Here is a 23,426-nt window from a genome sequence, read left to right as displayed (position 1 = left end):
TGTGATGACTTGTGATGACGACCGACGAGAGCAAAAAGCCGCCGCGCATCGTGCGCTGCCCCACCTGCGGCGGTGACAGCGTGTTCGCGCCCAGCAACAGCTGGCGCCCCTTCTGCAGCCAGCGCTGCCGCCAGATCGATCTGGGCGCCTGGGCCAGCGAGAGCTTCCGCGTCGAGGCGCCGCCGCCGCCGGAAGACCGCGACCTAGAGCAGTAAGCCCAGGGCCTGCAGCTGCGGCCGCATCGCGGCCGCGTCGCTGAACAGCAAGGCCTGCCAGCCGGCCGCCCGGGCCGCCTCGATATTGGCCGGATGATCATCGAGGAACAGGCAGCTCGCCGGCGCCACGCCGAACCGCTCGGTCGCAAGGCGATAGATCTCGGCGCCCGGCTTCGATTGCTTGACCCGGCCCGAGAACAGGCCCGACTCGAACCATTCATGCAGCGGGTAGTGCCGCTCCAGATGGTCGGCATAGGGCTCGGGCATATTGGACAGATAGAAGAGCCGATGGCCGGCCTGCTTCAAATCCTTGATCAGCTCAACCGTGCCGGGCAAGAGCTGCAACTCGTCCGGTACCGCGCGCACCACCTGCCCGACCTCGGCATGAGGCCAGCCGGTGCGGGTGGCAACGCGCTCGGTGACTGTCACTGCGTCGATCAGACCCTGGTCGAAGGCGCCCCAGTCGCCGCTGTAGTTCTGGAAGAACTCGGCGGCCACGATCATGCCTGACTCGGCATCGGCCACGCGGTGCGGCCAGACCCGCGCCAGAAAACTCGCTGGATGCCAGCGAAACAGCACAGCACCGAAATCGAGCACCACATTCATGCGCGCAGCCTCTGCAGCAGGCCGGCGGTGGAGGCATCCAGGCCGGCGGTGTCGCCGCTGCTCAAGCGCGGCAGCAGACTGTTGCACAGGGCCTTGCCCAGCTCGACGCCCCATTGATCGAAGCTGTTGATGCCCCACAGCGCACCGCTCACGAAGACACGGTGCTCGTAGAGCGCGATCAGCGCGCCCAGCGAGCGCGGGCTCAACTCGTCCAGCACCAGGGTCGTGCTGGGCCGGTTGCCGGGAAAGCTGCGGTGCCGGGCCACGGTCAGCGCGCCCAGCGATTTCGACGCCGTCGGCGCTTTCTCGTGCAGCGCCTCCTCCACCGTCTTGCCCTGCATCAGCGCCTGCGACTGGGCCAGGCAGTTGGCCAGCAGCTTGCTGTGCTGGTCCTGCAGCAAGCCGGCCAGCTCGCCGCCGATATGCGGGCCATGATGGGTGTGCTTGACCGCGATGAACTCGACCGGAATCACGTCCGTGCCCTGGTGCAACATCTGGAAGTAGGCATGCTGGCCATTGGTGCCGGCCTCGCCCCAGACCACCGGGCTGGTGCCATAGGGCAAGGCCTGACCCTCGCGGTCCACGCCCTTGCCATTGCTCTCCATCTCCAGCTGCTGCAGATAGGCCGGCAGGCGCTTCAAGCCCTGGTGGTAGGGCGCGACGCTGCGGCTGCTGAAGCCATGGAAATTGCGGTACCAGATGTCGATCAGACCCAGCAGCACCGGCAGGTTGTGCGCCAGTGGCGCTTGCCGGAAATGCTGGTCCATTGCATGGGCGCCGGCCAGCAAGGCGCGGAAGTGGTCGGCGCCGATCGCGATCGCGATCGGCAGGCCGATCACAGACCAGAGCGAGTAGCGGCCGCCGACCCAGTCCCAGAAGCCGAAGCTGGTGTGGATGCCGAAAGCCGCCGCCGCCTCGGTATTGCTGCTGGTGGCGACGAAGTGGCGCGCCACATCACTGCCGCCATTCTTCAGAAACCAGGCCTTGGCGGCCAGCGCATTGGCCAGGGTCTCCTGGGTCGTGAAGGTCTTGGATGCGATCACGAACAGGGTCTTGGCCGGATCCAGATCGCGCAGCACCGGGGCCAGGTCATGCCCGTCGACATTGGAGACAAAATGCAGGCGCTGCCCGGCCTGGGTGTAGGCATTCAGCGCGCCGACCACCATGGCCGGACCGAGGTCGCTGCCGCCGATGCCGATATGGACAATGTCGCGAAAGCCGCTGCTGGCCACATCGCGCACGCTCTCGGCAAAGGCCAGCATGCGCGCCAGCGAGGCCTGCACCTCGTCGCTGAACAAGCCCTCGCCGGCCGGCGCGCGCAGGGCCGTGTGCAGCACGGCGCGGCCTTCGGTATGGTTGATCGGTTCGCCCTTGAACAAGGCCTCGCGTTGTGATTCGAGCCCGCAATCGCGCGCCAGCTGCAGGAGCAGGTCCAGCGTGGCCGCATCGACGCGGTTCTTCGACAGGTCGGCGAAGACCTCCGGCGCTTCGAAGGACCAGGCCGCAAAGCGGCCGGCATCGGCGGCAAAGGCACTGCGCAGATCAAAGGCCTGGCCGGCCTTTTCATAGTGGCTGCGCAAGGCGGCCCAGGCCGGGCTTTGATCACAACGCGAGAAAGTCATCAGCGGCTCTCTTCAATCATCTGGTCCAGTTTGGCCGAGTCGACGGCAAACAGGCGGATGCCTTCGGCCAGCTTCTCGGTGGCCATGGCGTCCTGGTTGAGGGCAAAGCGGAAGCCCGCTTCGTCGAAGGAAACGGCGGGGATGTCGGCGGCACGCGCCGCCTCGGCATCCAGCGCGCGGGCCAGCGGCTCTTCCGAGGCCTGCAACTGGGCCAGCAGATCGGGGCTGATGGTCAGCAGATCGCAGCCGGCCAGCGCACGGATCTGGCCGATATTGCGGAAGCTCGCACCCATCACCTCGGTGGCGATGCCGTGCTTCTTGTAGTAGTTGAAGATCTGCGTCACCGACTTGACGCCGGGATCGTTGGCACCGGCCTGGGCGGCCTCGTCCCAGGCGGCGCCGGCACTCTTCTTGTACCAGTCGTAGATGCGGCCGACAAAGGGCGAGATCAGCTGGATGCCGGCCGCGCCGCAGGCCACCGCCTGGCCGAACGAGAACAGCAGGGTCAGATTGCAGTGGATGCCTTCGCGCTCCAGCTCGGCGGCGGCCTGAATGCCCTCCCAGGTCGAGGCGATCTTGATCAGCACCCGTTCACGGCCAATGCCCGCAGCCTCGTACAAGGCCATGATGCGGCGGGCTCGCGCCAGGGTGCCCGCCTTGTCGAAGCTCAGGCGGGCATCAACCTCGGTCGACACCCGGCCCGGCACCACCTTCAGGATTTCGAGGCCGAAACGCACCAGCACCTGGTCGACGATCTCGTCCAGCGGCTTGCCGCGATGCGCAGCCACCGTGTCCTTCAGCAGCGGGGCATAGTCGGCCGACTGCACGGCCTTCAGGATCAGCGAGGGATTGGTCGTGGCATCGCGCGGCGCGAACTGCGCCAGCTGCAGAAAGTTGCCGGTGTCGGCGACGACGGTGGTGCAGGTCTTCAGTTGTTCGAGCTGATTCATGAGCAAGGTCCGTTGGTGATGCAGATCCCTTATTAGAACCGCCAGGGCGACACGGATTGACCCCCGGAAGAAACTCGTGCATCATAAATCCGGTAACTTCGTTACATCAACAAAACATTCCAACAGCAAGCGCGCATGTCATTCGATCTCGTTTTTTTCGGCGGTACTGGCGATCTCACATGGCGCAAGCTGATGCCGGCGCTGTTCCAGGCCTTCCGCCACGGCAAGCTGCCCGAGGGTGGCCGTATTCTGGCCGTGGCCCGTGACGATATGCCCGACGAACGCTATCGCGAATGGCTCAAGGAACGTTTCAGAGAGGTCGACGGACCAAAGCGCCCCAGCGACGAGGAGTTCGAGCGCTTCGCCGCGCTGCTGCACTACCGACGCATGGACCTGTCCCAGCCCGAGCATTACCAGAAGCTCAAGGACTGGCTGGACGAGCGCAATGCGGACACCGTGGTGCTCTATCTGGCCACCAGCCCGCATCTGTTCACCCAGATCTGCGAGCAGCTGGGCGTGGCCGGCCTGAACCAGCCCAAGGTGCGCGTCGTGCTGGAAAAGCCGCTGGGCCACGATCTGGCCAGCGCCCAGCAGATCAACAAGGTGGTGCGCTCGGTGTTCGCCGAGGAGCAGGCCTTCCGCATCGATCACTATCTCGGCAAGCCCTCGGTGCAGAACCTGATGGCGCTGCGCTTCGGCAATGCCTTCTTCGAGCCGCTGTGGCGCCGGGAGAGCATTGCCAATATCCAGATCACCCTGGCCGAAAGCCTGGGCGTCGGCACCCGCGGCCCCTTTTATGACGGCACCGGCGCACTGCGCGACATGATCCAGAACCATGCGCTGCAGCTGCTGACCATGATCGCGATGGAGCCGCCGTCGACCAATGATGCCGACGCGATCCGCGACGAGAAGCTCAAGGTGCTGCGTTCGCTGAAACCCTTCACCGCCGAGAGCGTGGCGCGCGATGTGGTGCGCGGCCAGTACCGCGCCGGCACGGTGGACGGCAAGGCCGTGGTGTCCTATCTGGACGAGGGCAAGATCCCGGCGGACAGTGCCACCGAGACCTTTGTCGCGCTGCGCACCGAGGTGCAGAACTGGCGCTGGGCCGGCGTGCCCTTCTATCTGCGCACCGGCAAGCGCCTGGCGGCGCGCGACGCGCAAATCGTCGTCAATTTCCGTCAGGTGCCGCACCCGATCTTCCCCGGACCGAACCAGCCGAATCGCCTGGTCATCAAGCTGCAGCCCGAGGACGGCCTGGAGCTGCAGCTGCTGGCCACCAAGGGCAGCGGCGAGGCCCTGACCCCGGTGTCGCTGGATCTGGACTTCGACAAGGCCTTCGCAGCCAACCGCGTCGGTGCCTACGAGCGCCTGCTGCTGGACGCGATCGCCGGCCGCCTGAACCTGTTCGTGCGCAGCGACGAGCAGGAGCAGGCCTGGCGCTGGGTCGAGCCCATCCTGGACGCCTGGAAGCGCGACAGCGCCGGCCCACGCACCTACACGGCCGGCTCCTGGGGCCCGCCGGCGGCCAGCGCGCTGGTGGCGCGCGACGGCTTCACCTGGGCTGAGGAACAGTGAGCATTCTCGAAAGAATCAAGGCGGCGCTGCCCGCGCTGCCACCGGCCGAGCAGCGCGTTGCCAAGCTCCTGCTGATCGACGCCCGCGCCTTCGCCAGCCTGCCGGTCAGCGAGCTGGCCGACCGGGCCCACGTCAGCAAGCCCACCGTGGTGCGCTTTTGTCGCAGCGTCGGCTATGACGGGCTGGCCGACTTCAAGCTCAAGCTGGCCGGCAGCGTCAACGAGGGCGTGCCCTTTGTGCACCGCGCCGTCGACGAGGACGACAAGCCGGGCGATCTGATCGTCAAGGTGGTCGACAACGCGGTGGCCGCGCTGCTGCACTACCGCAACGATGCCGCCAGCCACGCCTTCGAGCGCGCGATCACCGCGCTGGCCGAGTCGGGCCGCAACGGCCGGCGCATCGAGTTCTACGGCGTCGGCAATTCAGGCATCGTGGCCCAGGACGCCCAGCACAAGTTCTTCCGCCTGGGGGTCAACACCGCCGCCTGCAGCGACGGCCATGTGCAGCTGATGAGCGCGACCATGCTGCAGGCGGGTGATTGCGCCGTCATCATCAGCAACTCGGGGCGCAGCCGCGACCTGATGGACGCGGCCGAGATCGCGCGCAAGAAAGGCGCGACCACCATCATCATCACCGCCAGCGGCTCACCGCTGGCGCAGATGGGCCAGGCACCGGGCCAGATCCTGCTGGCGGTCGATCATCCGGAAGACTTCGACCGCTACAGCCCGATGGTGTCGCGGCTGTTGCACCTGATCGCGATCGACATCCTGACCACCGGCGTCGCGCTGCAGCTGGGGCAGAAGCTGCGGCCCATGCTGCAGGAGATCAAGCGCAATCTGCGCAGCAAGCGCTACGCGGCCTAATTTCAGGACGCCTCGGGCCAGAGCAGCTCGGTCACGCCATACACCCGAGCCAGCTCCTGCAGCTTGTCGGGTGCGTTGTGGATCTGCAGGCTCAAGCCCTGCTGGGTACAGAGCCGTGCCGCGCCGAGCAGCAGCGTCAGCGCGGCGGAGTCGAAATGGCGCAACTCGCCGGCATTGAGCTGCACAGCCTTGCCCGCCGCATTGCCGACCTGGGCCGCCTCGGCCAGCAGGCCGGCCTGCAGATGCGCCCAGAGCTGGGGTGCCTCATCAAGCCGTACCGACTCGGGCAGCTTCAGCATCGAGGCCGGCATCGCCTCAGGACTTGGCGGCCGGAGCGGCCGCCGCCTTCTGGTTGCGCTCGGCCAGGGTCTTGATCAGGCCGTCGATGCCGTTGGCACCGATCTCCTGTGCAAAGCTGTTGCGGTACTGGTCAGCCAGCCAGATGCCCAGCACATTGACGTCATAGATGCGCCAGACATTGCCGGCCTTCTCGAGCCGGTAGTCCAGCTGGATCGGGTCGCCGCGGCCTCGCACCTCGGTACGCACCACCACCTCGGTATCGTCCGGGCTGGCGCGCAGCGGGCGCAGCGCGATGGTCTGGTCCTTGACCTGGGTCAGCGCACCGGCATAGGTGCGCACCAGCAGGGTCTTGAACTCGTCCTGCAGGCGCTTTTGCTGCTCGGGCGTGGCCTGGCGCCAGAAGCGGCCGACGGCCGAGGCCGTCATGCGCTGGAAGTTGATGTGCGGCATCACCTTGGCGTCGACCAGGGCGATGATCTTCTGCACATCGCCGGCCTGGATCGCCTTGTCGGCCTTGACGGCTTCGATGGTCTCCAGCGACAGCTGGCGGATCAGCGTGTCGGCGGCACTGGCGTCGGCAGCCCGCGCCGCCAGCGGCAGCGCGCTCACGGCGGCCAGGCCCAGGGCCAGCAGGGTGCGCATCAGGCCACGTTTGTTTGCATTCATCGATGAGGGTCCTTCTTGATTCAGGGATTCAGCGCCCGGCCTGAGGATCGCTCTGCGGCTCCGGGCTGATGACCTCGTACTCGTCGCCGCCATCTTCCTCAAAGCTGCCGCGCCGGGTCAGGTAGGCGTCGCGGATAAAGGTGTATTTGTCCAGTGCAATGCCGTCCAGCATCTCACCGGCGCGCAGGAAATTCGAGCGCGCATTGACGGCTTGCAGAACGGTGATGCCGAACTGCGCATTGCCGGAGTCGAGCAGCAGCGCCGGGCTGGCGCGACGGTCGAAAGGAAGCGCAAACGAATCGCGCACCGACGAAGGGCCCAGCAGCGGCCAGACGATATAGGCGCCGGTGCCGGTGCCCCAGCGACCAAAGGTCTTGCCCAGGTCCTCGCTATGGCGCTCCAGCCCGACCTCGGTGCTGATGTCCAGCACGCCGCCAAAGCCCAGCGTGGTGTTGACCGCAAAACGCATGGTCTGCAGCACACCGGTCTTCAGACGCCCCTGCAGGAACAGGTTCACCGCCGACCAGGCATCGGCGACATTGCCGAAGAAATTGTCCACACCCAGGCGGGCCGGCGCCGGCACCACTTCGCTGTAGGCGGTGGCCACCGGCTTGAGGACGTTCTCATCGATCTTCTCGTTGAAGCCAAAGACCTTGCGGTTCCAGTTCTCCCAGGGATCGAGTTTCTGGCCGGGCGAACCCGGCCCCTTGAGACTGGCGCAGCCGCCCAGGCTCAAGGCCATGATGCTCAGCAGAGCCAGCCGACGCCAGGACGCGCCGGCATGGGATTTTTTCATTGCTTCTCTCCAGCAGCACTACCCATATCGGCCGCCTTGTTATTGATGAACTGGCCGATCAGGTTCTCAAGCACAACGGCCGACTGCGTCTGCGAGATGCGGTCGCCGGCAACCAGGTTTTTCTCCTCCGCACCCGGCTCCAGGCCGATGTACTGCTCGCCCAGCAGACCCGAGGTCAGGATCTTGGCCGAACTGTCCTTGGGGAAAGCCACATTCTTGTGCAGATTCAGAACAACCCGGGCCTGAAAGGTCTTGTCATCGAACTCGATGGATTCCACCCGGCCGATCACGACACCGGCGCTCTTGACGGCTGCACGCGGCTTGAGGCCACCGATATTGTCGAAACGGGCCGTCACCTGATAGGTTTCATCAAAGTTCAGGCTCAGCAGATTGCCGGCCTTCAGCGCCAGAAACAGCAGGGCCGCGGCCCCCAGCAGCACGAAAAAACCCACCCACGCATCGCGACGAGATTGCATGCCCATCTCTCCAGAATCAAATCGAAAACATCATGGCCGTCAGCACAAAGTCCAGTGCCAAAACCGCCAGCGACGAGACCACCACGGTACGGGTGGTAGCCTGGGAAACGCCCTCGGGCGTCGGCTTGCAGGTGTAGCCCTGCAGCAGCGCGACAAAGCTCACCGTCACGCCGAACACCAGGCTCTTGACCACGCCATTGCCGACATCGGCCCAGACATCGACCCCGCCTTGCATCTGTGACCAGAAGGCGCCGGCATCGATGCCGATCAGCGGCACCGCCACCAGCCAGCCGCCGATGATGCCCACCGCCGAGAACACCGCCGCCAGCAAGGGCATCGCGATCACACCGCCCCAGAAGCGCGGCGCCAGCACCCGCTTGACCGGGTCCACGGCCATCATCTCCATCGCCGTCAATTGCTCGCCGGCCTTCATCAGGCCGATCTCGGCCGTCAGCGACGTGCCGGCACGGCCGGCGAACAGCAGCGCCGTCACCACCGGGCCCAGTTCGCGAACCAGACTCAGCGCGACCAGCAGGCCCACCGCTTCGGCCGAGCCATAGCGCTGCAAGGTGTAGTAGCCCTGCAAGGCCAGCACGAAGCCGACGAACAGGCCCGACACGCCGATGATGGACAGCGAGCGGTTGCCCAGGAAGAACACCTGCTCGCGCACCAGCGAAAAGCGCAGCAAGGCCTGCGGGCTACGCGCCAGCAGCAGAAAGAACAGGCGGGCGCTGGCGCCGATATCGGCCAGCGACAAGCGCACGGCACGCCCGACGGGGGCAAAAATCATCGCTGACCTCCGACACCAAAATCTTCGGCCACCGGCACCGCCGGCTGGTGGAAATGCACCGGGCCATCGGGCTTGGCGCCGACAAACTGCTGCACCAGCGGGTCCTCGCTGCGCCGCAGCTCCTCCGGCGTACCCTGGGCCACGACACGGCCATTGGCAATCATCGCCACCTGGTCCGCAATGGCAAAAGTCTCATGCAGATCATGCGAGACAATGATGCTGGTCAGCCCCAGCGCGTCGTTGAGATCGCGGATCAGCCGCGCCGCAACGCCCAGCGAGATCGGGTCCAGGCCGGCGAAGGGCTCGTCGTAGAGCACCAGATCGGGGTCCAACGCGATCGCCCGCGCCAGCGCCACCCGCCGCGCCATGCCGCCCGACACCTCGGAGGGCATCAGATCGCGCGAGCCGCGCAGCCCCACCGCGTTCAGCTTCATCAGCACCAAATCGCGAATCATCGCCTCGGGCAGCCGGGTGTGCTCGCGCAGCGGGAAGGCAACGTTCTCGAACACCGACAGATCGGTGAACAGCGCGCCGAACTGGAACAGCATGCCCATGCGCCGGCGCACCGCGTACAGCTGATCCTGATTCAAGCCCGCCAGATCCTGACCATCGAACAGCACCTGGCCCGAGATAGGCTTGATCTGCCGCCCCAGCAAGCGCAGCACCGTGGTCTTGCCCCCGCCCGAAGTGCCGATCAGCGCCAGCACCTTGCCACGCGGCACCCGCAGATTGACACGCTCCAGGATGATCCGGTCGCCGTAGCCGCAGCTGACGTCGCGGAGTTCGACCAAGGGGGCGTCAGAAGCTGTCGATACCGTGTGTTGTGGAGCCATGTGGGCACAAAAAGAGGGCCCAGGGCCCGGCTTGCAAAGTCGGCATCATAGGGGAAAGCACGAGTTGCCGCTGTTGACGGCAATGCCTTTACCTCAGGTACAGAAAGCGGCAAACAGCCCTCTTTGAGCAGCATGCAACGTCGAGCTTCGTTACCTCTGCTTTCAGATCCCAGGCCGACCTGAGCGTGAGGCATTTCACGAATGGACGCCAGTGGGCGACAAGCGTTCACCGAGCCCCGACTAACGGCGCCGCGATAGCTCGACGAAACGGAACAATAAGCTCACAGCCGGAGAACCAGACCCATGTCGCTCATGAACCTCAACCGCCGAACACGCCGCCCCCAAGGTTTTACCCTGATCGAGGTGATGGTGGTGGTGGCCATCATCGGCATTCTTGCCTCGGTGGCCTACCCCGCCTACAACGACTATATCGTCCGTGGCAGTCTGGCCGACGCCAACAGCGGTCTGGCGACGATGCGGGCGCAGATGGAGCGCCACTATCAAGACAACCGCACTTACGCCACCGTCGGCGCATTCACGACACCCTGTGCAACGGCTGAGGCCGGGCGCACCTTCGGACGTTTCGTGGTCAGTTGCGTTGAGGCACCCACAGCCACTACTTACACCTTGCAGGCCATTGGTAACGGCGCGGCGGCCGACTTCATCTACCGGGTCAATGAAATGGACGTGCGGGTGACCCACAAAGTACCCTCCGGCAAGGGCTACAACACCTGCGCGACCAAATGGCTGATGAAGAAGGGTGAGACATGCTGATGCGCATGCGCGGCTTCACGATGGTCGAGTTGATGGTCACGGTCGCGCTGGGCGCGCTGCTGATGAGTCTGGCCGCGCCATCGTTTCGCACCTGGATTCGCAACGCACAGGTGCGCTCGGTCAGCGAGTCCCTGCAGTCCGGTGTGCGACTCGCCCAGGCCGAGGCGGTGCGTCGCTACCAGCAGGTGGTCTTCTTCCGAACCAACCAGGCCAACTGCCCCCTGGCCACGACGGCCTCGGCCACCGGTACCTTCTGGGCGATCCGCACCGTGCCGAACGCCGGCGGTCCGGCGGCCCAAACAGTGCACTGCGGATCACTGGTGGAGGCCGGCTCAGGCGTTGAAGTCTTGGGCCCAACAGCCATATGCTTCAGCGCCAACGGCCGCCTGATGGCCAATGCGGCACCCGGCGTGGGCGCCCCGACCTGTGCGATAGACGGCACTGCCAGCGCTTACGACGTCAGCGGCGGCACCAGCGAAGGCAGTCGGCCGATGCGCGTGCGTATCAGTCTGGGCGGCAGTGTGCGGATGTGCGACAAGTCCAAGACCTTTGCCGCCGACACCCCGGAAGGATGCCCCCCATGAATTCTTGCCCACACCGACGGCGCTCCTCCCAGCGCGGCATCGCCTTGATCGAGGTGCTGGTCGCAGCCCTGCTGATCTCATTCGGCCTGCTGGGCCTGATCTCGCTGCAGTCGCGTGCCACCCAGTTCTCGGTCGGCGCCGATGATCGCGCCCGCGCCGCGCTGCTGGCCAATGAGCTGGCATCGGAGATGTGGGGGCTAGGCAGCGTCAATATCGATGCCGCAACGCTGGAGAAATGGCAAAAACTGGCGAAGGATCCGACTGGCGCCGGGCTGGCCAACGGAGAAGTCACGGTCAAAGATCTCGGCAGCAATACCATGAGGATCACGGTGGAATGGAGCCCGCCCAAGACCAAGGACGAGTCCAAGAACCGCTACACGACCGATGTAGCCATACCGGTCATCCCCGTGGCGCCAGCCCCCCCCCCTCCAGCCCCCGCTCCTGCGCCATGAATCCGATCAAACCCTATCGAATCCTCGGGCGCCGCCTGTCGCAGGGGCTGACCTTGATCGAACTGATGGTCGCCCTGGTCATCGGCCTGACCCTGACCCTGGCGATGACCATGATCACCGTCCGGTACGAAAGCGGCAAGCGGGTGCTGGGCACGGCCAATGACATGACGGCCAACGGCAACTTCATCTCCTACGAGCTCGACCGCCAGTTGCGCAGCGCGGGCTCGGGCTATGTGCAGGGTTGGAGAGACAACCTCGGCTGCCTGCTGCGCGTCTCTCGAAATGGTCAGCAGATCCTGCCGCGTCTGGGGCCCTTCCCCGCCCCCTTCGACACCCTGCCCCAGCAGGTGCGCCTGGCCCCGGTACTGGTCTTTCCCGGCGCCGGCAACGGCGACTCGGATGTGATTGCCATCGCGACCGGCACCTCGGGCCTGGCCGAGACGACCTCCACCGTACTGCCCAACTCGACCACAGCCACATCGCTGCGCATGCCCAACACCGTCGGCATGCGCGGCGGCGATCTGATGCTGGTGGCAGAAACAGGCGTGGGTTGCATGATGCAGGAGGTCGCCAGCCCCTTTGCGGGGGGCGCCACCCAGCAGCTCAACCTGGATGGTGTCTATGCCAGCTCCGTCATCAACGGTCTGGCGATGGCGGACTTCGCGAAGACGGGCAGCGCCTCGGTGGCGGCGCTCGGCAATGTGGCTGGCAACCAGCCTTCTTTTCAGCTGCTGGGCATGAATGCTGATTCGGCCCTGGTGTCCTACGACCTGCTGCAACTCGGTGGGCAGGATGCAGTGCAGGTGATGGCCGACGGCATTGCCGACCTCCGGGTGATTTACGGCATTGACAGCACCCCCAACAACCTCCTATTCACCGTGGATCAATGGGTGACCCCGACCGGCGATTTCGCGCCTGCCGCGCTCACCGACGGTTCGGCAGCGGCACAGGCACGCCTGATGAGCATCATGGCGGTGCGCGTGGGCATGGTGCTGCGCAGCGACCGGGTGGAAAAAGAGGGCGAGGAGGTTGCCCCCGACAAACTGACGCTGTTCGCCGGCATGCCGGCCGCGCTGCAGGTTGAGGTCAAGATCGAAAGCCTTCAGCAGCGGCAACGCCATCGCACGGTGGAGTTCACCGTGCCTCTTCGCAACATCATGCTGACGGTACGGCCATGAAACGCTTCCAAGCCCCCCAACTCCCCGGCCGCCAGCGCGGCGTGGTCCTGGTTTTCGCGCTGATCGCCCTGGTGCTGCTGCTGGTCGGTGCAGCCGCGATGATGCGCTCGATGAACGTCTCGCTGACCAACGCGGGCAATATCGGCTTCAAGCGCGACCTGACCAACCAGGGAGAACTCGCGATGAACCAGGTGGTCGCCGTGCTCAGCACTGGCAACCTCAGTACCGAAGCCGCCCGGCTTGCGGCCAACAAGGCAGAGAACTACAGCGAAGTCATTCTGCCCACCAATCCGCAAGGCGTGCCGCTGGCCTTGCTCACCGACACCGCCTTCGCTGAGGTCGGAGTCGCGACCAGAGACATCAAACCGGCCGACACGGGCGTCGAGGTGCGCTACGTGATCGACCGTCTGTGCAGCGACACCGGCGCTGTCGACCCGTCCCGCTGCAGCATGGCCGGCCCGCCGCCGCCGTCCGGCGTCAGCTGGTCCGAACGGTTGCGCGCCGAAGACAGCTCGAGCGCCGGCGCCGGCGCCGTGCCCCTGCAGGTGGTGTACCGCGTCAGCATCCGTGTCAACGGGCCGCGCGGCACCCAATCCTTCTTCCAATCCACGTTCACGAACAGCAACTGAGCGAAGCCGTGACCGGCCGTCCGCAGGAGAGTCTCATGAAAACCAAGCCTATCAGCGCGCCGGCACGCCGGTACTGCACCGGCCTGCTGCTGCTGTCCCTGCTGAACAGCAGCTGGGCCCAGATACAGCTCGCCGACCAGCCGGTGTTTTCCTCGGTCAGCGTGCCGGGCAATATGGCGCTGGCCCTGTCGGTGGAGTTTCCGACCGCGATCAGCGTGGCGCACAAGGGTGGCACCTACAGCAGCGCGAACACTTATCTGGGCTACTTCGACCCCAACAAGTGCTACGTCTACACCTACCAGTTCAACGACACCACGAAGGTGGATTCGAGCTATTTTTTCCCTGCCAGCCTGGCGGCGAGTCGTACCTGCAGCGGCCAGTGGAGCGGCAACTATATGAACTGGGCCACGATGCAGACCATCGACCCGTTCCGCTGGGCCCTGACCGGCGGCTACCGCTCTACCGACACGGCGACCGAGACCATCCTAGAGAAAGGCTGGGGTTCGGCCCAGGGTGGCATTGGCAACTTCCCCGATCGCGCGATCAGCCCGGCGGCAAACGTACCCAAGGCCACGCCGGTCAACTGGACGACGTTCAACACGAGAACCTATGGCCTGGGCAATGCCATGCGATTCACGGCGAGCGGGAATCTGGCAGGCACCAGTCCCACGCGCTACGGCTCGACCAAGACCCTGGACCCGGCCACCGTTTACCAGCTCATGGTGAGGGTCAAGGTCTGCGACCCGGCGCTGGGCGTCGACAACATGGAGAAGAACTGCACCAAGTACCCGGCCGGCAACTACAAGCCCACCGGGCTGATCCAGAAATATTCCGACCAGATCCGCTACAGCGCCTTTGGCTACCTCAACGATGGCAATCTCAAGCGCGACGGCGCGGTGCTGCGTGCTCAGCAGAAGTTCGTCGGGCCGACCCGGCCGGTACCCGGAGGCCAGCCGCTCGCGACCACAGCCCCCGAATGGAATGCCGACACGGGTGTCATCTATGACAACCCGCACTTTGAAGAAAAGGAAACCAACAAAGCCTTCGACGTGGCCAGCGCCAATAGTGGCGTGATGAACTATCTGAACAAGTTCGGTCAAATCAATCGAAGCCTGACCAACAACTACAAGACCTACGACCCGGTGAGCGAGTTGCACTATGCAGCCGTGCGCTACTTCAGAAATTTGGGCAATGTGCCGGATTGGTCAGCCCCTGGCACCACTCCGGAGCAGAGCGCCGTTTTTGCGGATGGTTTCCCGGTGCTGACCGCGTGGGAAGACCCGATCCTCTACTCCTGCCAGAAAAACTTCATTCTGGGCATCGGCGACACCAATAGCCATGCCGACCGTAACTTGCCGTTCGCGGGCGGTAACTCCGAGCCCACCCCAGACAAATTGCTCAATGACGACACGTTCAAAGCCGTGGACGCCACCAACAAGGTCGGCGAGCTGCAGAACTCCAACAAGTCCCTGGGTACGCAGCAAAACATCGCCAATAACAATGCCGGTGCGCTGATGGCCGGCATGGCCTACTACGCCAACACCAAGGACATCCGGCCGGAAGAAAAGATGCCGGGCCGCCAGGCCGTCCAGACCTACTGGCTGGACGTGCTGGAAACCGGGTTCAAGAATCAGAACACCAACCCCTTCTATCTGGCCACCAAGTTCGGCGGCTTCACCGTGCCCGAGGGCTTCGACCCCGATGCGCGGACCACCGCCCTGCCGGAGACCTGGTGGCGCACCAACACGGACACGGTGGGAACGAATATCCCGCGCCCGGACAACTACTTCACCGCCGACCGCCCGGACCTGATGGTGGACGGCCTGACCAAGGCCTTTGCAAGCATCGCCTCCAAGCTCAAGGCCAACACCACCACATTGCAAACCGCCATGCCCCAGGTCACGACCACCGGCTCGGCCAGCTTTGCGGCGCTGTTTGACGCCACCACCTGGAGCGGTGAGTTGGCCGCCTCGAAATCGACCTTCGATGAAACCTCCGGCGCACCGGTGCAGACCGAGTCCTGGAAATTCTCAGCCAAGCTCGACAACCAGGCCAAGGGCACCGGCTGGGACGGCGGCCGGGTGATCATCACGCACAACGGCACCAGCGGGGTACCCTTCCGCTATGACAGTCTGGCCAGTTCGCAAAAGACAGCTCTGAACACGGCCTACCGCAGCGGCGACGATGGCGTGGACTATGTGAACTATCTGCGCGGCGAGCGCCAGTACGAGATATCGGTAGCAACCGACGCCAGCAAAAAGGTCTACCGTGACCGCAGCAGCCTGGTCGGCGATATCGTCAACTCCCGCGTACGCGTCGTGGTGGAACCCAACGAGCGCTACTCGGATGCCACCAACCCCGGCTACAACGACTTTAAGAAGAAGTACGCCAAGCGCAAGGCCATGGTCTATGTGGGGACCAATGCGGGCATGCTGCACGGTGTCGATGCCTCATCGACCACAACGGCTGGCAATGAGGTGTTTGCCTATGTGCCCGGCGCGCTTTATGAGGGCCCCAGCGGAACGCCCGCCGTCAACGGCTTGCAGGCCCTGGGCAAGCCCGAGTTCACCCACTACAACTTCGTCGATGGCTCGCCGGTGGTGGGCGACGTCGATCTCGGCCGCACGGTTGGCGGTAGCGGCACCAACTGGCGCACCCTGATGATCGGCTCGTTGGGCAAGGGCGGAAAGTCCATTTTTGCGCTCGATGTCACCAACCCGGCCGGCACGACCGACGCGACTGAAGCGGCCAATATGGCCACCGAGAGCAGCGCTGCCACCAGAGTGCTGTGGGAGTTCAGCGACAAGGACGGCCTGGGCTTCACCTACGGCGAACCGGCCCTGGTCAAGACCCGCAAGCACGGCTGGGTGGTGGTCTTCGGCTCCGGCTACAACAACGGGGACGGCAAGGGCTATCTCTTCATTCTCAACGCGCGCACCGGCGAGCTGCTTGCCAAGGTCGAGGCGAAAGGCGGCAAGGAGGGCACAGCCGCCGCACCTACGGGCCTGGCCCATGTGCAGGCCTATGTGCCGGACCTGACCGACAACACCGTCGAAAGCGTCTATGCCGGTGACCTGTTCGGCCAATTGTGGCGCTTTGACCTGACCAAGACCGATGCCGGCGACTATCCGAGCCCGCAACTATTCGCTGAGTTGAAGGACTCGACCGGCACGGTCGCCCTGCCCATCACCTCGCGACCCCTGGTGGTGATACAGCCCAACACCAACAAGCGCTATGTGACGGTGGGCACCGGCCGCTTGCTGCACAGCACCGACAGCGGCAATACCCAGGGCCAGCGCTTTTACGCCATCATCGACGGCGTCGGCGTGCGCCCCAACAAGGCGTCGGACCTGCCGGCAGGCATCAGCTTCCCGATTGGCAATGCCAAACTCAAGCAGCTGACCGATCTGACGCAGGCGATCGTGCTGGACCTGAAGAGCGAAATCGGCTGGTATGTGGATCTGGGGCGCCTGGGCGCAGGCGCCGGCTGGCGCGTGATCTCGGACCCGGCCTCCTTCAACGGCATCGTGGCCTTCGCAGCGATGGTGCCCTCCTCGGCCGACGCCTGTGCGCCTTCGGGCAGCAGCCGCGTCTATGCGATCGATCTGGGCAGAGGCCAGTCGGTGTTCGAGCCCAATAACAAGACCTTCATCGATCTGGCCGGCGTTGTAACCGATCTGCGCTTCTATAGCGTGAGCGGCAAGCCGCGGCTGCTGGCAGGCACAGACACCGGCAAGATCACCCCGTTGCCTGGCAGCTACAGCGGAAAGCAAGGTCTGCGGCGACTCAACTGGCGCCAACTCAACCAGTAAGCAACTCCGATAGCAAAGCGCCGGCATCAAGCCGGCGCTGTCGTTTTGGAGACGGGCTTAGCCGCTGCTCAGCGCGGCAACTCGCTCTCCCCCATCAGGAACTCATCCACCGCCCGCGCCGCCTGACGGCCTTCGCGGATGGCCCAGACGACCAGGCTCTGGCCACGGCGCATATCGCCGGCGGCAAAGACCTTGGGCACATTGGTCTGGTAACCGCCGGTGAACTCGACCGTGGCCTTGGCGTTGCCGCGGTTGTCCTTGGCCACGCCGAAGGCGTCCAGCACGGTCGCGACCGGGGCGACGAAACCCATCGCCAGAAAGACCAGATCGGCCTTCAGCACCTGCTCGGAGCCGGCCACCTCGACCATCTTGCCGCCTTGCCATTCGACGCGCACGGTCTTGACGCCGGTGACTTTGCCCTTCTCACCGAGGAACTCCTTGGTGGCGATCGCGAACTCGCGCTCGCAGCCTTCTTCGTGGCTGGACGAGGTGCGCAGCTTGATCGGCCAGTAGGGCCAGGTCAGCGGGCGGTCCTCGACCTCGGGAGGCTGGGGCATCAGCTCGAACTGGGTGACGCTCTTGGCACCGTGGCGGTTGCTCGTGCCCACGCAATCGCTGCCGGTGTCGCCGCCGCCGATCACGATCACATGCTTGCCGTCGGCGCGGATCTGGCCCTTGAGCTTGTCGCCGGCATTGACCTTGTTCTGCTGCGGCAGGAATTCCATCGCGTAATGGATGCCGCTCAGCTCACGGCCCGGCACCGGCAGATCGCGCGAGGTCTCGGCACCGCCGGCCAGCAGCACCGCATCGAACTGGCTCTTCAGCTCATCCGGGCTGATGCTTTCCTTGGCCCAGTTGGTGATCTTGCTGTCGGCGGGCAGTTCGGCCACCAGCACGCCGGTGCGGAACACCACACCCTCGGCCTCCATCTGCTTGACGCGGCGGTCGATATGCGACTTCTCCATCTTGAAGTCGGGGATGCCGTAGCGCAGCAGGCCGCCGACGCGGTCGTTCTTCTCGAACACCGTCACCGCATGGCCGGCACGCGCCAGCTGCTGGGCCGCCGCCAGGCCGGCCGGGCCGGAGCCGACCACGGCCACGGTCTTGCCGGTCCGGGTCTTGGGCGGCTGGGGCTTGACCCAGTCCTCTTCCCAGGCGCGGTCGATGATGGCGTGCTCGATGGACTTGATGCCCACCGCATCGTCGTTGACGTTCAGCGTGCAGGCCGCCTCGCAGGGCGCGGGACAGATGCGGCCGGTGAACTCGGGGAAGTTGTTGGTGCTGTGCAGCACGGTGATGGCGTTGCGCCAATCACCGCGGTACACCAGGTCATTGAAGTCCGGAATGATGTTGTTGACCGGGCAGCCGCTATTGCAGAAGGGCGTGCCGCAGTCCATGCAGCGCGCACTCTGAATCTTGGCCTGGTCGGCATTCAGGCCGATGACGAATTCCTTGTAACCCTTGACGCGCGTGGCGACGGGCTCATAGCCCTCTTCCAGACGCTCATACTCCATGAAGCCGGTGACTTTTCCCATGACAGACTTTCTTTCTTAGACCTTGGCGGCCGAGGCGGGTGCCTTGGCATGAGCAATGGTGTCGGCAGCCTCCTTGGCCGCATGGATCTCGCCCAACGCACGGCGGTACTCGTGCGGGAAGACCTTGACGAACTTGGCGCGCGAGGCGGCCCAGTGGTCCAGGATGTCGCGGGCGCGCTGGCTGCCGGTCCAGCGGTGGTGATCCTCGATCATCTTCTTCAGGATCGCCTCGTCGGTCTGCTGCTCGGCACCGGCCAGGTGGTGCCAGACCGCGCGCTCCAGCGTGGCTTCCTGCTCGGCGGCGGGCTGCACCTTGTCCAGCGCCACCATGGCCGGGTTGCAGCGGCCGGCGAACTGGCCATCCTCGTCATAGACATAGGCGATGCCGCCGCTCATGCCGGCCGCGAAATTGCGGCCGGTCTTGCCCAGCACGACGACGGTGCCGCCGGTCATGTACTCGCAGCCATGGTCGCCGGTGCCCTCGACCACCGCCGAGGCGCCCGACAGCCGCACCGCGAAGCGCTCGCCAGCCACGCCGCGGAAGAAGGCCTCGCCACGGGTCGCGCCGTAGAGCACGGTGTTGCCGACGATGATGTTCTTGGTGGCGTCGCCGCGGAAGTCGATGCTGGGGCGCACGACGACGCGGCCGCCGGACAGGCCCTTGCCGGTGTAGTCGTTGGCGTCACCGATCAGATAGAAGGTGATGCCCTGCGCCAGGAAGGCGCCGAAGCTCTGGCCACCGGTGCCCTCCATCTGGATGAAGATGGTCTGGTCCGGCAGGCCCTCGGGCTTGCGGCGGATCAGCTCGCCGGACAGCATCGCGCCGACCGTGCGGCGCACATTGCTGACCTGCTGCATGAACTGCACCTTCTCGCCGCGCTCGAAGGCGGGCAGGCACTTCTCGATCAGCTTGACGTCCAGCGCGCGGTCCAGGCCGTGGTCCTGCGTGTCGTTGTGGATGCGGGCCACCTCGGGCGGCATCACCGGCCGGTGGAACACGCGGGCGAAGTCCAGGCCCTTGGCCTTCCAGTGCGTGATGCCTTTCTTGGTGTCCAGCAGGTCGCTGCGGCCGATCAGCTCGTCGAATTTGCGCAGACCCAGCTGGGCCATGATCTGGCGGGCTTCCTCGGCGACGAAGAAGAAATAGTTGACGACATGCTCGGGCTTGCCGGTGAACTTGGCGCGCAGCAGCGGATCCTGCGTGGCCACGCCAACCGGGCAGGTGTTCAGATGGCATTTGCGCATCATGATGCAGCCCTCGGCCACCAGCGGCGCGGTCGCGAAGCCGAATTCGTCGGCGCCCAAGAGCGCGCCGATCACGACGTCGCGGCCGGTCTTCATCTGGCCATCGGCCTGCACGCGAACGCGGCCGCGCAGGCGGTTCAGCACCAGGGTCTGCTGCGCCTCGGCCAGGCCCAGCTCCCAGGGTGTGCCGCAATGCTTGATCGAGCTCCAGGGCGAGGCGCCGGTGCCGCCGTCATGGCCGGCGATCACGATATGGTCGGCCTTGGCCTTGGCCACGCCGGTCGCGATCGTGCCGACGCCGACTTCGGAGACCAGCTTGACGGACACATCGGCGCGCGGGTTGACGTTCTTCAGATCGTGGATCAGCTGGGCCAGATCCTCGATCGAATAGATGTCATGGTGCGGCGGCGGCGAGATCAGGCCGACGCCGGGCACCGAGTAGCGCAGCATGCCGATGTAGTCGGTCACCTTGCCACCGGGCAGCTGGCCGCCCTCGCCGGGCTTGGCGCCCTGGGCCATCTTGATCTGGATCTGGTCGGCACTGACCAGGTACTCGGTCGTGACACCGAAGCGGCCGGACGCGACCTGCTTGATCTTGGAGCGCAGGCTGTCGCCTTCCTTGAGCTCGTAGTCGACCGCGATGACCTTGTTGCCGATCACATCGCTGACCTTGGTGCCGGCGCTGATCTTGATGCCCTTGAGCTCGTTGCGGTAGCGGGCCGGATCTTCGCCACCCTCGCCGGTATTGCTCTTGCCGCCGATGCGGTTCATCGCGACGGCCAGGGTCGCATGGGCCTCGGTGCTGATCGAGCCCAACGACATCGCGCCGGTGGCAAAGCGCTTGACGATCTCGGCCGCCGGCTCCACCTCATCCAGCGGGATCGCTTTGCTCGGATCGATCTTGAACTCGAACAGGCCGCGCAGGGTCATGTGGCGCTTGCTCTGATCATTGATCAGCTGCGCGTATTCCTTGTAGGTCTCGAACTTGCCGGAGCGCGCGCTGTGCTGCAGCTTGGCGATCGCGTCGGGCGTCCACATATGCTCTTCACCGCGGGCGCGCCAGGCGTATTCGCCGCCAGCGTCCAGCATGGTTTCCAGCACCGGGTCGTCGCCGAAGGCGGCCTTGTGCAGGCGGATCGACTCCTCGGCCACCTCGAACACGCCGATGCCGCCGACCTGGGTGGCGGTGCCACGGAAGTACTTCTCGACGAAGTCCTTCTTCAAGCCGATGGCCTCGAAGATCTGCGCACCGCAGTAGGACATATAGGTCGAGATGCCCATCTTGGACATGATCTTCGACAGGCCCTTGCCGACCGCCTTGATGTAGTTGTAGACCGCCTTGTCGGCGCTCAGATTGCCCGGCAGCTCGGCATGCATGCTGCTGAGCGTTTCCAGCGCCAGATAGGGGTGGACGGCCTCCGCGCCGAAGCCGGCCAGCACCGCGAAGTGATGGACCTCGCGCGCCGTGCCGGTTTCGACCACCAGGCCGGCGGTCGTGCGCAGGCCCTCACGCACCAGATGGTGGTGCACGGCGGACAGCGCCAGCAGCGCGGGGATGGCGACACGGCTGGCGCTCAGGTGCCGGTCCGAAATGATCAGGATGTTGTGGCCACTGCGGATCGCGTCCTGGGCTGAAGCGCACAGCGAGGCCAGCTGGGCCTCGACACCTTCATGGCCCCAGGCCAGCGGGTAGGTGATGTCCAGCTCATAGGACTTGAACTTGCCGTTGGTATGAGACTCGATGCCGCGCAGGCGCGCCATGTCCTTGAAGTCCAGGATGGGCTGGGTCACTTCCAGCCGCATCGGCGGGTTCACCGCATTGATGTCCAGCAGATTGGGCTTGGGGCCGACAAAGCTGTTCAGGCTCATCACGATGTTCTCGCGGATCGGATCGATCGGCGGGTTCGTGACCTGGGCGAACAGCTGCTTGAAGTAGTTGTACAGCGGCTTGTTCTTGCTCGACAGCACCGCCAGCGGCGAGTCGTTGCCCATCGAGCCTATGCCCTCTTCGCCATTGGTCGCCATCGGCGCCATCAGGAACTTGATGTCTTCCTGTGTGAAGCCGAAGGCCTGTTGGCGCTCCAGCAGCGGCGTCTCGAAGACCACGGGCTTGACCTCGGCCACTTCGATGTCGTCGAGCTTGACGCGGACGTTGTCGATCCACTGGCGGTAGGGCCGCGCGTTGGCGTACTGGTTCTTCAGCTCCTCGTCATCGACGATGCGGCCCTGCTCGAGGTCGATCAGGAACATCTTGCCCGGCTGCAGGCGCCACTTCTTGACCACCTTGCCCTCGGCAATCGGCAGCACGCCGGACTCGGAGGCGAGGATGACCAGATCGTCATCGGTGACCCAGTAGCGGGCGGGGCGCAGGCCATTGCGGTCCAGTGCGGCGCAGACCTGGCGGCCATCGGTGAAGACCATCGCGGCCGGGCCGTCCCAGGGCTCCATCATCGCCGCGTGGTACTCGTAGAAGGCGCGGCGGCGCGGGTCCATCAGCTCGTGCTGTTCCCAGGCTTCCGGGATCATCATCATCGCCGCATGGGCCAGCGGATAACCGCTCATCGTCAGCAGCTCGATCGCGTTGTCGAAGGTCGCGGTGTCGGACTGGTGCTCGAAGCTGATCGGGTAGAGCTTCTTCAGGTCGTCGCCCAGCACCGGTGACTTCATCACGCCCTCGCGGGCCCGCATCCAGTTGAAGTTGCCCTTGACGGTATTGATCTCGCCGTTGTGGGCGACCATGCGATACGGGTGAGCCAGCGGCCACTCGGGGAAGGTGTTGGTCGAGAAGCGCTGGTGCACCAGCGCGATGGCCGAGACCACGCGTGGGTCGGCCAGGTCCTTGTAATAGCTGCCCACCTGGTCGGCCAGCAGCAGGCCCTTGTAGATCACGGTGCGGCAGCTCATGCTGGGCACGTAGTACTCGCGGCTGTGGGTCAGCTTCAGCGCCTGGATTGCGCTGGAGGCAGTCTTGCGGATCACATAGAGCTTGCGCTCCAGCGCGTCGGGCACGATCACATCGGTGCCGCGGCCGATGAAGATCTGCCGGATGATGGGTTCCTTCTCGCGCACCGTCGGCGACATCGGCATCTCGCGGTTCACCGGCACATCGCGCCAGCCCAGCAAGACCTGACCCTCGGCCTTGATCGCGCGGGCCAGCTCCTGCTCGCAGGCCAGACGCGAGGCATGCTCCTTGGGCAGGAAAACCATGCCGACGCCGTACTCACCCGGGGGGGGCAAGGTGATGCCCTGCTGTGCCATCTCGGCGCGGTAGTAGTCGTCCGGGATCTGGATCAGGATGCCGGCGCCATCGCCCATCAGCTTGTCAGCGCCGACGGCACCGCGATGGTCCAGGTTTTCAAGGATCTTCAGACCTTGCTGAACGATGGAGTGGGCCTTCAGCCCCTTGATGTGGGCGACGAAACCGAGGCCGCAGGCGTCCTTCTCGTTCGACGGGCGATACAAGCCATGTTCGGCCAGGTCTCGGATCTCGGCTTGTTGCAACTCTGTGGCCTTGGTCATGGCTCT

20 protein-coding genes are annotated in these 23,426 nt (G+C 65.1%); 9 read left to right on the top strand and 11 right to left on the bottom strand.

Annotated elements, in window-relative coordinates; all coding sequences use genetic code 11:
- The first annotated feature begins 14 nt into the window (after positions 1-14).
- Positions 15-215, top strand: a complete 201-nt coding sequence (locus tag ABGI63_RS11915; RefSeq protein WP_349742622.1) for a DNA gyrase inhibitor YacG — start codon at positions 15-17, stop codon at positions 213-215.
- Here ABGI63_RS11915 and ABGI63_RS11910 read toward each other — a convergent pair.
- The 3 genes from ABGI63_RS11910 to tal are packed head-to-tail and all read right to left on the bottom strand — an operon-like array spanning position 204 to position 3,393.
- Positions 204-821 carry an HAD family hydrolase gene (locus tag ABGI63_RS11910; RefSeq protein WP_349742621.1) on the bottom strand — a complete coding sequence of 206 codons (618 nt, stop codon included), beginning with the start codon at positions 819-821 and terminating at the stop codon, positions 204-206. The two genes, ABGI63_RS11915 and ABGI63_RS11910, sit on opposite strands and share 12 nt — an antisense overlap.
- The gene (gene pgi, locus ABGI63_RS11905; RefSeq protein WP_349742620.1) at positions 818-2,443 is read right to left on the bottom strand and encodes a glucose-6-phosphate isomerase; all 1,626 of its coding nucleotides are present in this window, start codon (positions 2,441-2,443) and stop codon (positions 818-820) included. The genes ABGI63_RS11910 and pgi overlap by 4 nt, the downstream gene beginning before the upstream one ends.
- Positions 2,443-3,393 carry a transaldolase gene (gene tal / locus ABGI63_RS11900; protein ID WP_349742619.1) on the bottom strand — a complete coding sequence of 317 codons (951 nt, stop codon included), beginning with the start codon at positions 3,391-3,393 and terminating at the stop codon, positions 2,443-2,445. The genes pgi and tal overlap by 1 nt, the downstream gene beginning before the upstream one ends.
- Positions 3,394-3,528: 135 nt before the next feature.
- Here tal and zwf point away from each other — a divergent pair, with 135 nt between their 5' ends.
- The gene (zwf, locus tag ABGI63_RS11895; protein WP_137941520.1) at positions 3,529-4,968 is read left to right on the top strand and encodes a glucose-6-phosphate dehydrogenase; all 1,440 of its coding nucleotides are present in this window, start codon (positions 3,529-3,531) and stop codon (positions 4,966-4,968) included.
- Between the two features lie 2 nt (positions 4,969-4,970).
- Positions 4,971-5,831: a MurR/RpiR family transcriptional regulator gene (locus tag ABGI63_RS11890; RefSeq protein WP_349742893.1), complete on the top strand. Its 861-nt coding sequence runs from the start codon at positions 4,971-4,973 to the stop codon at positions 5,829-5,831.
- A gap of 2 nt (positions 5,832-5,833) precedes the next feature.
- On the opposite strand, the gene ABGI63_RS11885 is transcribed toward ABGI63_RS11890, so the two are convergent.
- The 6 genes from ABGI63_RS11885 to ABGI63_RS11860 are packed head-to-tail and all read right to left on the bottom strand — an operon-like array spanning position 5,834 to position 9,692.
- Positions 5,834-6,142 (bottom strand): STAS domain-containing protein, encoded by a 309-nt coding sequence (locus ABGI63_RS11885; RefSeq protein WP_349742618.1) that lies wholly within the window; start codon positions 6,140-6,142, stop codon positions 5,834-5,836.
- 4 nt (positions 6,143-6,146) lie between these two features.
- Complete coding sequence (locus ABGI63_RS11880; protein ID WP_349742617.1) at positions 6,147-6,797, bottom strand: MlaC/ttg2D family ABC transporter substrate-binding protein; 651 nt, start codon at positions 6,795-6,797, stop codon at positions 6,147-6,149.
- A 28-nt stretch (positions 6,798-6,825) separates the two neighbouring features.
- Positions 6,826-7,593, bottom strand: coding sequence for an MlaA family lipoprotein (locus ABGI63_RS11875; RefSeq protein ID WP_349742616.1), 768 nt, complete (start codon positions 7,591-7,593; stop codon positions 6,826-6,828).
- On the bottom strand, positions 7,590-8,069 hold the full coding sequence (mlaD, locus tag ABGI63_RS11870; RefSeq protein ID WP_262971286.1) for an outer membrane lipid asymmetry maintenance protein MlaD: 480 nt from the start codon (positions 8,067-8,069) through the stop codon (positions 7,590-7,592). The genes ABGI63_RS11875 and mlaD overlap by 4 nt, the downstream gene beginning before the upstream one ends.
- A gap of 16 nt (positions 8,070-8,085) precedes the next feature.
- Entirely contained in the window at positions 8,086-8,859 is a 774-nt protein-coding gene (mlaE, locus tag ABGI63_RS11865; protein ID WP_262971287.1) for a lipid asymmetry maintenance ABC transporter permease subunit MlaE, read from the bottom strand.
- Positions 8,856-9,692, bottom strand: a complete 837-nt coding sequence (locus ABGI63_RS11860; RefSeq protein WP_349742615.1) for an ABC transporter ATP-binding protein — start codon at positions 9,690-9,692, stop codon at positions 8,856-8,858. The genes mlaE and ABGI63_RS11860 overlap by 4 nt, the downstream gene beginning before the upstream one ends.
- A 303-nt stretch (positions 9,693-9,995) precedes the next feature.
- Here ABGI63_RS11860 and ABGI63_RS11855 point away from each other — a divergent pair, with 303 nt between their 5' ends.
- From ABGI63_RS11855 to ABGI63_RS11830, 6 genes are read left to right on the top strand one after another with little or no spacing between them, the layout of a single operon-like run.
- Positions 9,996-10,466, top strand: a complete 471-nt coding sequence (locus ABGI63_RS11855) for a type IV pilin protein (protein ID WP_349742614.1) — start codon at positions 9,996-9,998, stop codon at positions 10,464-10,466.
- Positions 10,460-11,050, top strand: coding sequence for a pilus assembly FimT family protein (locus ABGI63_RS11850; RefSeq protein ID WP_349742613.1), 591 nt, complete (start codon positions 10,460-10,462; stop codon positions 11,048-11,050). Before ABGI63_RS11855 ends, ABGI63_RS11850 begins: the two co-directional genes overlap by 7 nt.
- 44 nt (positions 11,051-11,094) lie before the next feature.
- On the top strand, positions 11,095-11,502 hold the full coding sequence (locus tag ABGI63_RS11845) for a type IV pilus modification PilV family protein (RefSeq protein WP_432767408.1): 408 nt from the start codon (positions 11,095-11,097) through the stop codon (positions 11,500-11,502).
- Positions 11,499-12,680: a PilW family protein gene (locus ABGI63_RS11840; protein WP_349742612.1), complete on the top strand. Its 1,182-nt coding sequence runs from the start codon at positions 11,499-11,501 to the stop codon at positions 12,678-12,680. The genes ABGI63_RS11845 and ABGI63_RS11840 overlap by 4 nt, the downstream gene beginning before the upstream one ends.
- Complete coding sequence (locus ABGI63_RS11835; protein WP_349742611.1) at positions 12,677-13,309, top strand: hypothetical protein; 633 nt, start codon at positions 12,677-12,679, stop codon at positions 13,307-13,309. The genes ABGI63_RS11840 and ABGI63_RS11835 overlap by 4 nt, the downstream gene beginning before the upstream one ends.
- A gap of 8 nt (positions 13,310-13,317) precedes the next feature.
- The gene (locus ABGI63_RS11830) at positions 13,318-17,121 is read left to right on the top strand and encodes a pilus assembly protein (protein ID WP_349742610.1); all 3,804 of its coding nucleotides are present in this window, start codon (positions 13,318-13,320) and stop codon (positions 17,119-17,121) included.
- Positions 17,122-17,189: 68 nt separating this feature from the next.
- Here ABGI63_RS11830 and ABGI63_RS11825 read toward each other — a convergent pair whose 3' ends face one another.
- Both ABGI63_RS11825 and ABGI63_RS11820 read right to left on the bottom strand, forming a co-directional pair.
- Positions 17,190-18,656, bottom strand: a complete 1,467-nt coding sequence (locus ABGI63_RS11825; RefSeq protein WP_349742609.1) for a glutamate synthase subunit beta — start codon at positions 18,654-18,656, stop codon at positions 17,190-17,192.
- Positions 18,657-18,671: 15 nt separating this feature from the next.
- Complete coding sequence (locus ABGI63_RS11820; protein ID WP_349742608.1) at positions 18,672-23,420, bottom strand: glutamate synthase-related protein; 4,749 nt, start codon at positions 23,418-23,420, stop codon at positions 18,672-18,674.
- Positions 23,421-23,426: the final 6 nt, after the last annotated feature.

Origin of the sequence: Roseateles cavernae (assembly GCF_040187885.1) — a bacterium.
GTDB lineage: Bacteria > Pseudomonadota > Gammaproteobacteria > Burkholderiales > Burkholderiaceae_C > Roseateles_E > Roseateles_E cavernae.
Note: the sequence above shows the minus strand (reverse complement) of the source record. Positions and strands in the feature narration are given on the sequence as shown.

Coding starts and splice junctions, on each gene's coding strand:
- ABGI63_RS11915 (WP_349742622.1), top strand. CDS start 15: ATGACGACCGACGAGAGCAAAAAGCCGCCGCGCATCGTGCGCTGCCCC.
- ABGI63_RS11910 (WP_349742621.1), bottom strand. CDS start 821: ATGAATGTGGTGCTCGATTTCGGTGCTGTGCTGTTTCGCTGGCATCCA.
- pgi (WP_349742620.1), bottom strand. CDS start 2,443: ATGACTTTCTCGCGTTGTGATCAAAGCCCGGCCTGGGCCGCCTTGCGC.
- tal (WP_349742619.1), bottom strand. CDS start 3,393: ATGAATCAGCTCGAACAACTGAAGACCTGCACCACCGTCGTCGCCGAC.
- zwf (WP_137941520.1), top strand. CDS start 3,529: ATGTCATTCGATCTCGTTTTTTTCGGCGGTACTGGCGATCTCACATGG.
- ABGI63_RS11885 (WP_349742618.1), bottom strand. CDS start 6,142: ATGCCGGCCTCGATGCTGAAGCTGCCCGAGTCGGTACGGCTTGATGAG.
- ABGI63_RS11880 (WP_349742617.1), bottom strand. CDS start 6,797: ATGAATGCAAACAAACGTGGCCTGATGCGCACCCTGCTGGCCCTGGGC.
- ABGI63_RS11875 (WP_349742616.1), bottom strand. CDS start 7,593: ATGAAAAAATCCCATGCCGGCGCGTCCTGGCGTCGGCTGGCTCTGCTG.
- mlaD (WP_262971286.1), bottom strand. CDS start 8,069: ATGCAATCTCGTCGCGATGCGTGGGTGGGTTTTTTCGTGCTGCTGGGG.
- mlaE (WP_262971287.1), bottom strand. CDS start 8,859: ATGATTTTTGCCCCCGTCGGGCGTGCCGTGCGCTTGTCGCTGGCCGAT.
- ABGI63_RS11860 (WP_349742615.1), bottom strand. CDS start 9,692: ATGGCTCCACAACACACGGTATCGACAGCTTCTGACGCCCCCTTGGTC.
- ABGI63_RS11855 (WP_349742614.1), top strand. CDS start 9,996: ATGTCGCTCATGAACCTCAACCGCCGAACACGCCGCCCCCAAGGTTTT.
- ABGI63_RS11850 (WP_349742613.1), top strand. CDS start 10,460: ATGCTGATGCGCATGCGCGGCTTCACGATGGTCGAGTTGATGGTCACG.
- ABGI63_RS11840 (WP_349742612.1), top strand. CDS start 11,499: ATGAATCCGATCAAACCCTATCGAATCCTCGGGCGCCGCCTGTCGCAG.
- ABGI63_RS11835 (WP_349742611.1), top strand. CDS start 12,677: ATGAAACGCTTCCAAGCCCCCCAACTCCCCGGCCGCCAGCGCGGCGTG.
- ABGI63_RS11825 (WP_349742609.1), bottom strand. CDS start 18,656: ATGGGAAAAGTCACCGGCTTCATGGAGTATGAGCGTCTGGAAGAGGGC.
- ABGI63_RS11820 (WP_349742608.1), bottom strand. CDS start 23,420: ATGACCAAGGCCACAGAGTTGCAACAAGCCGAGATCCGAGACCTGGCC.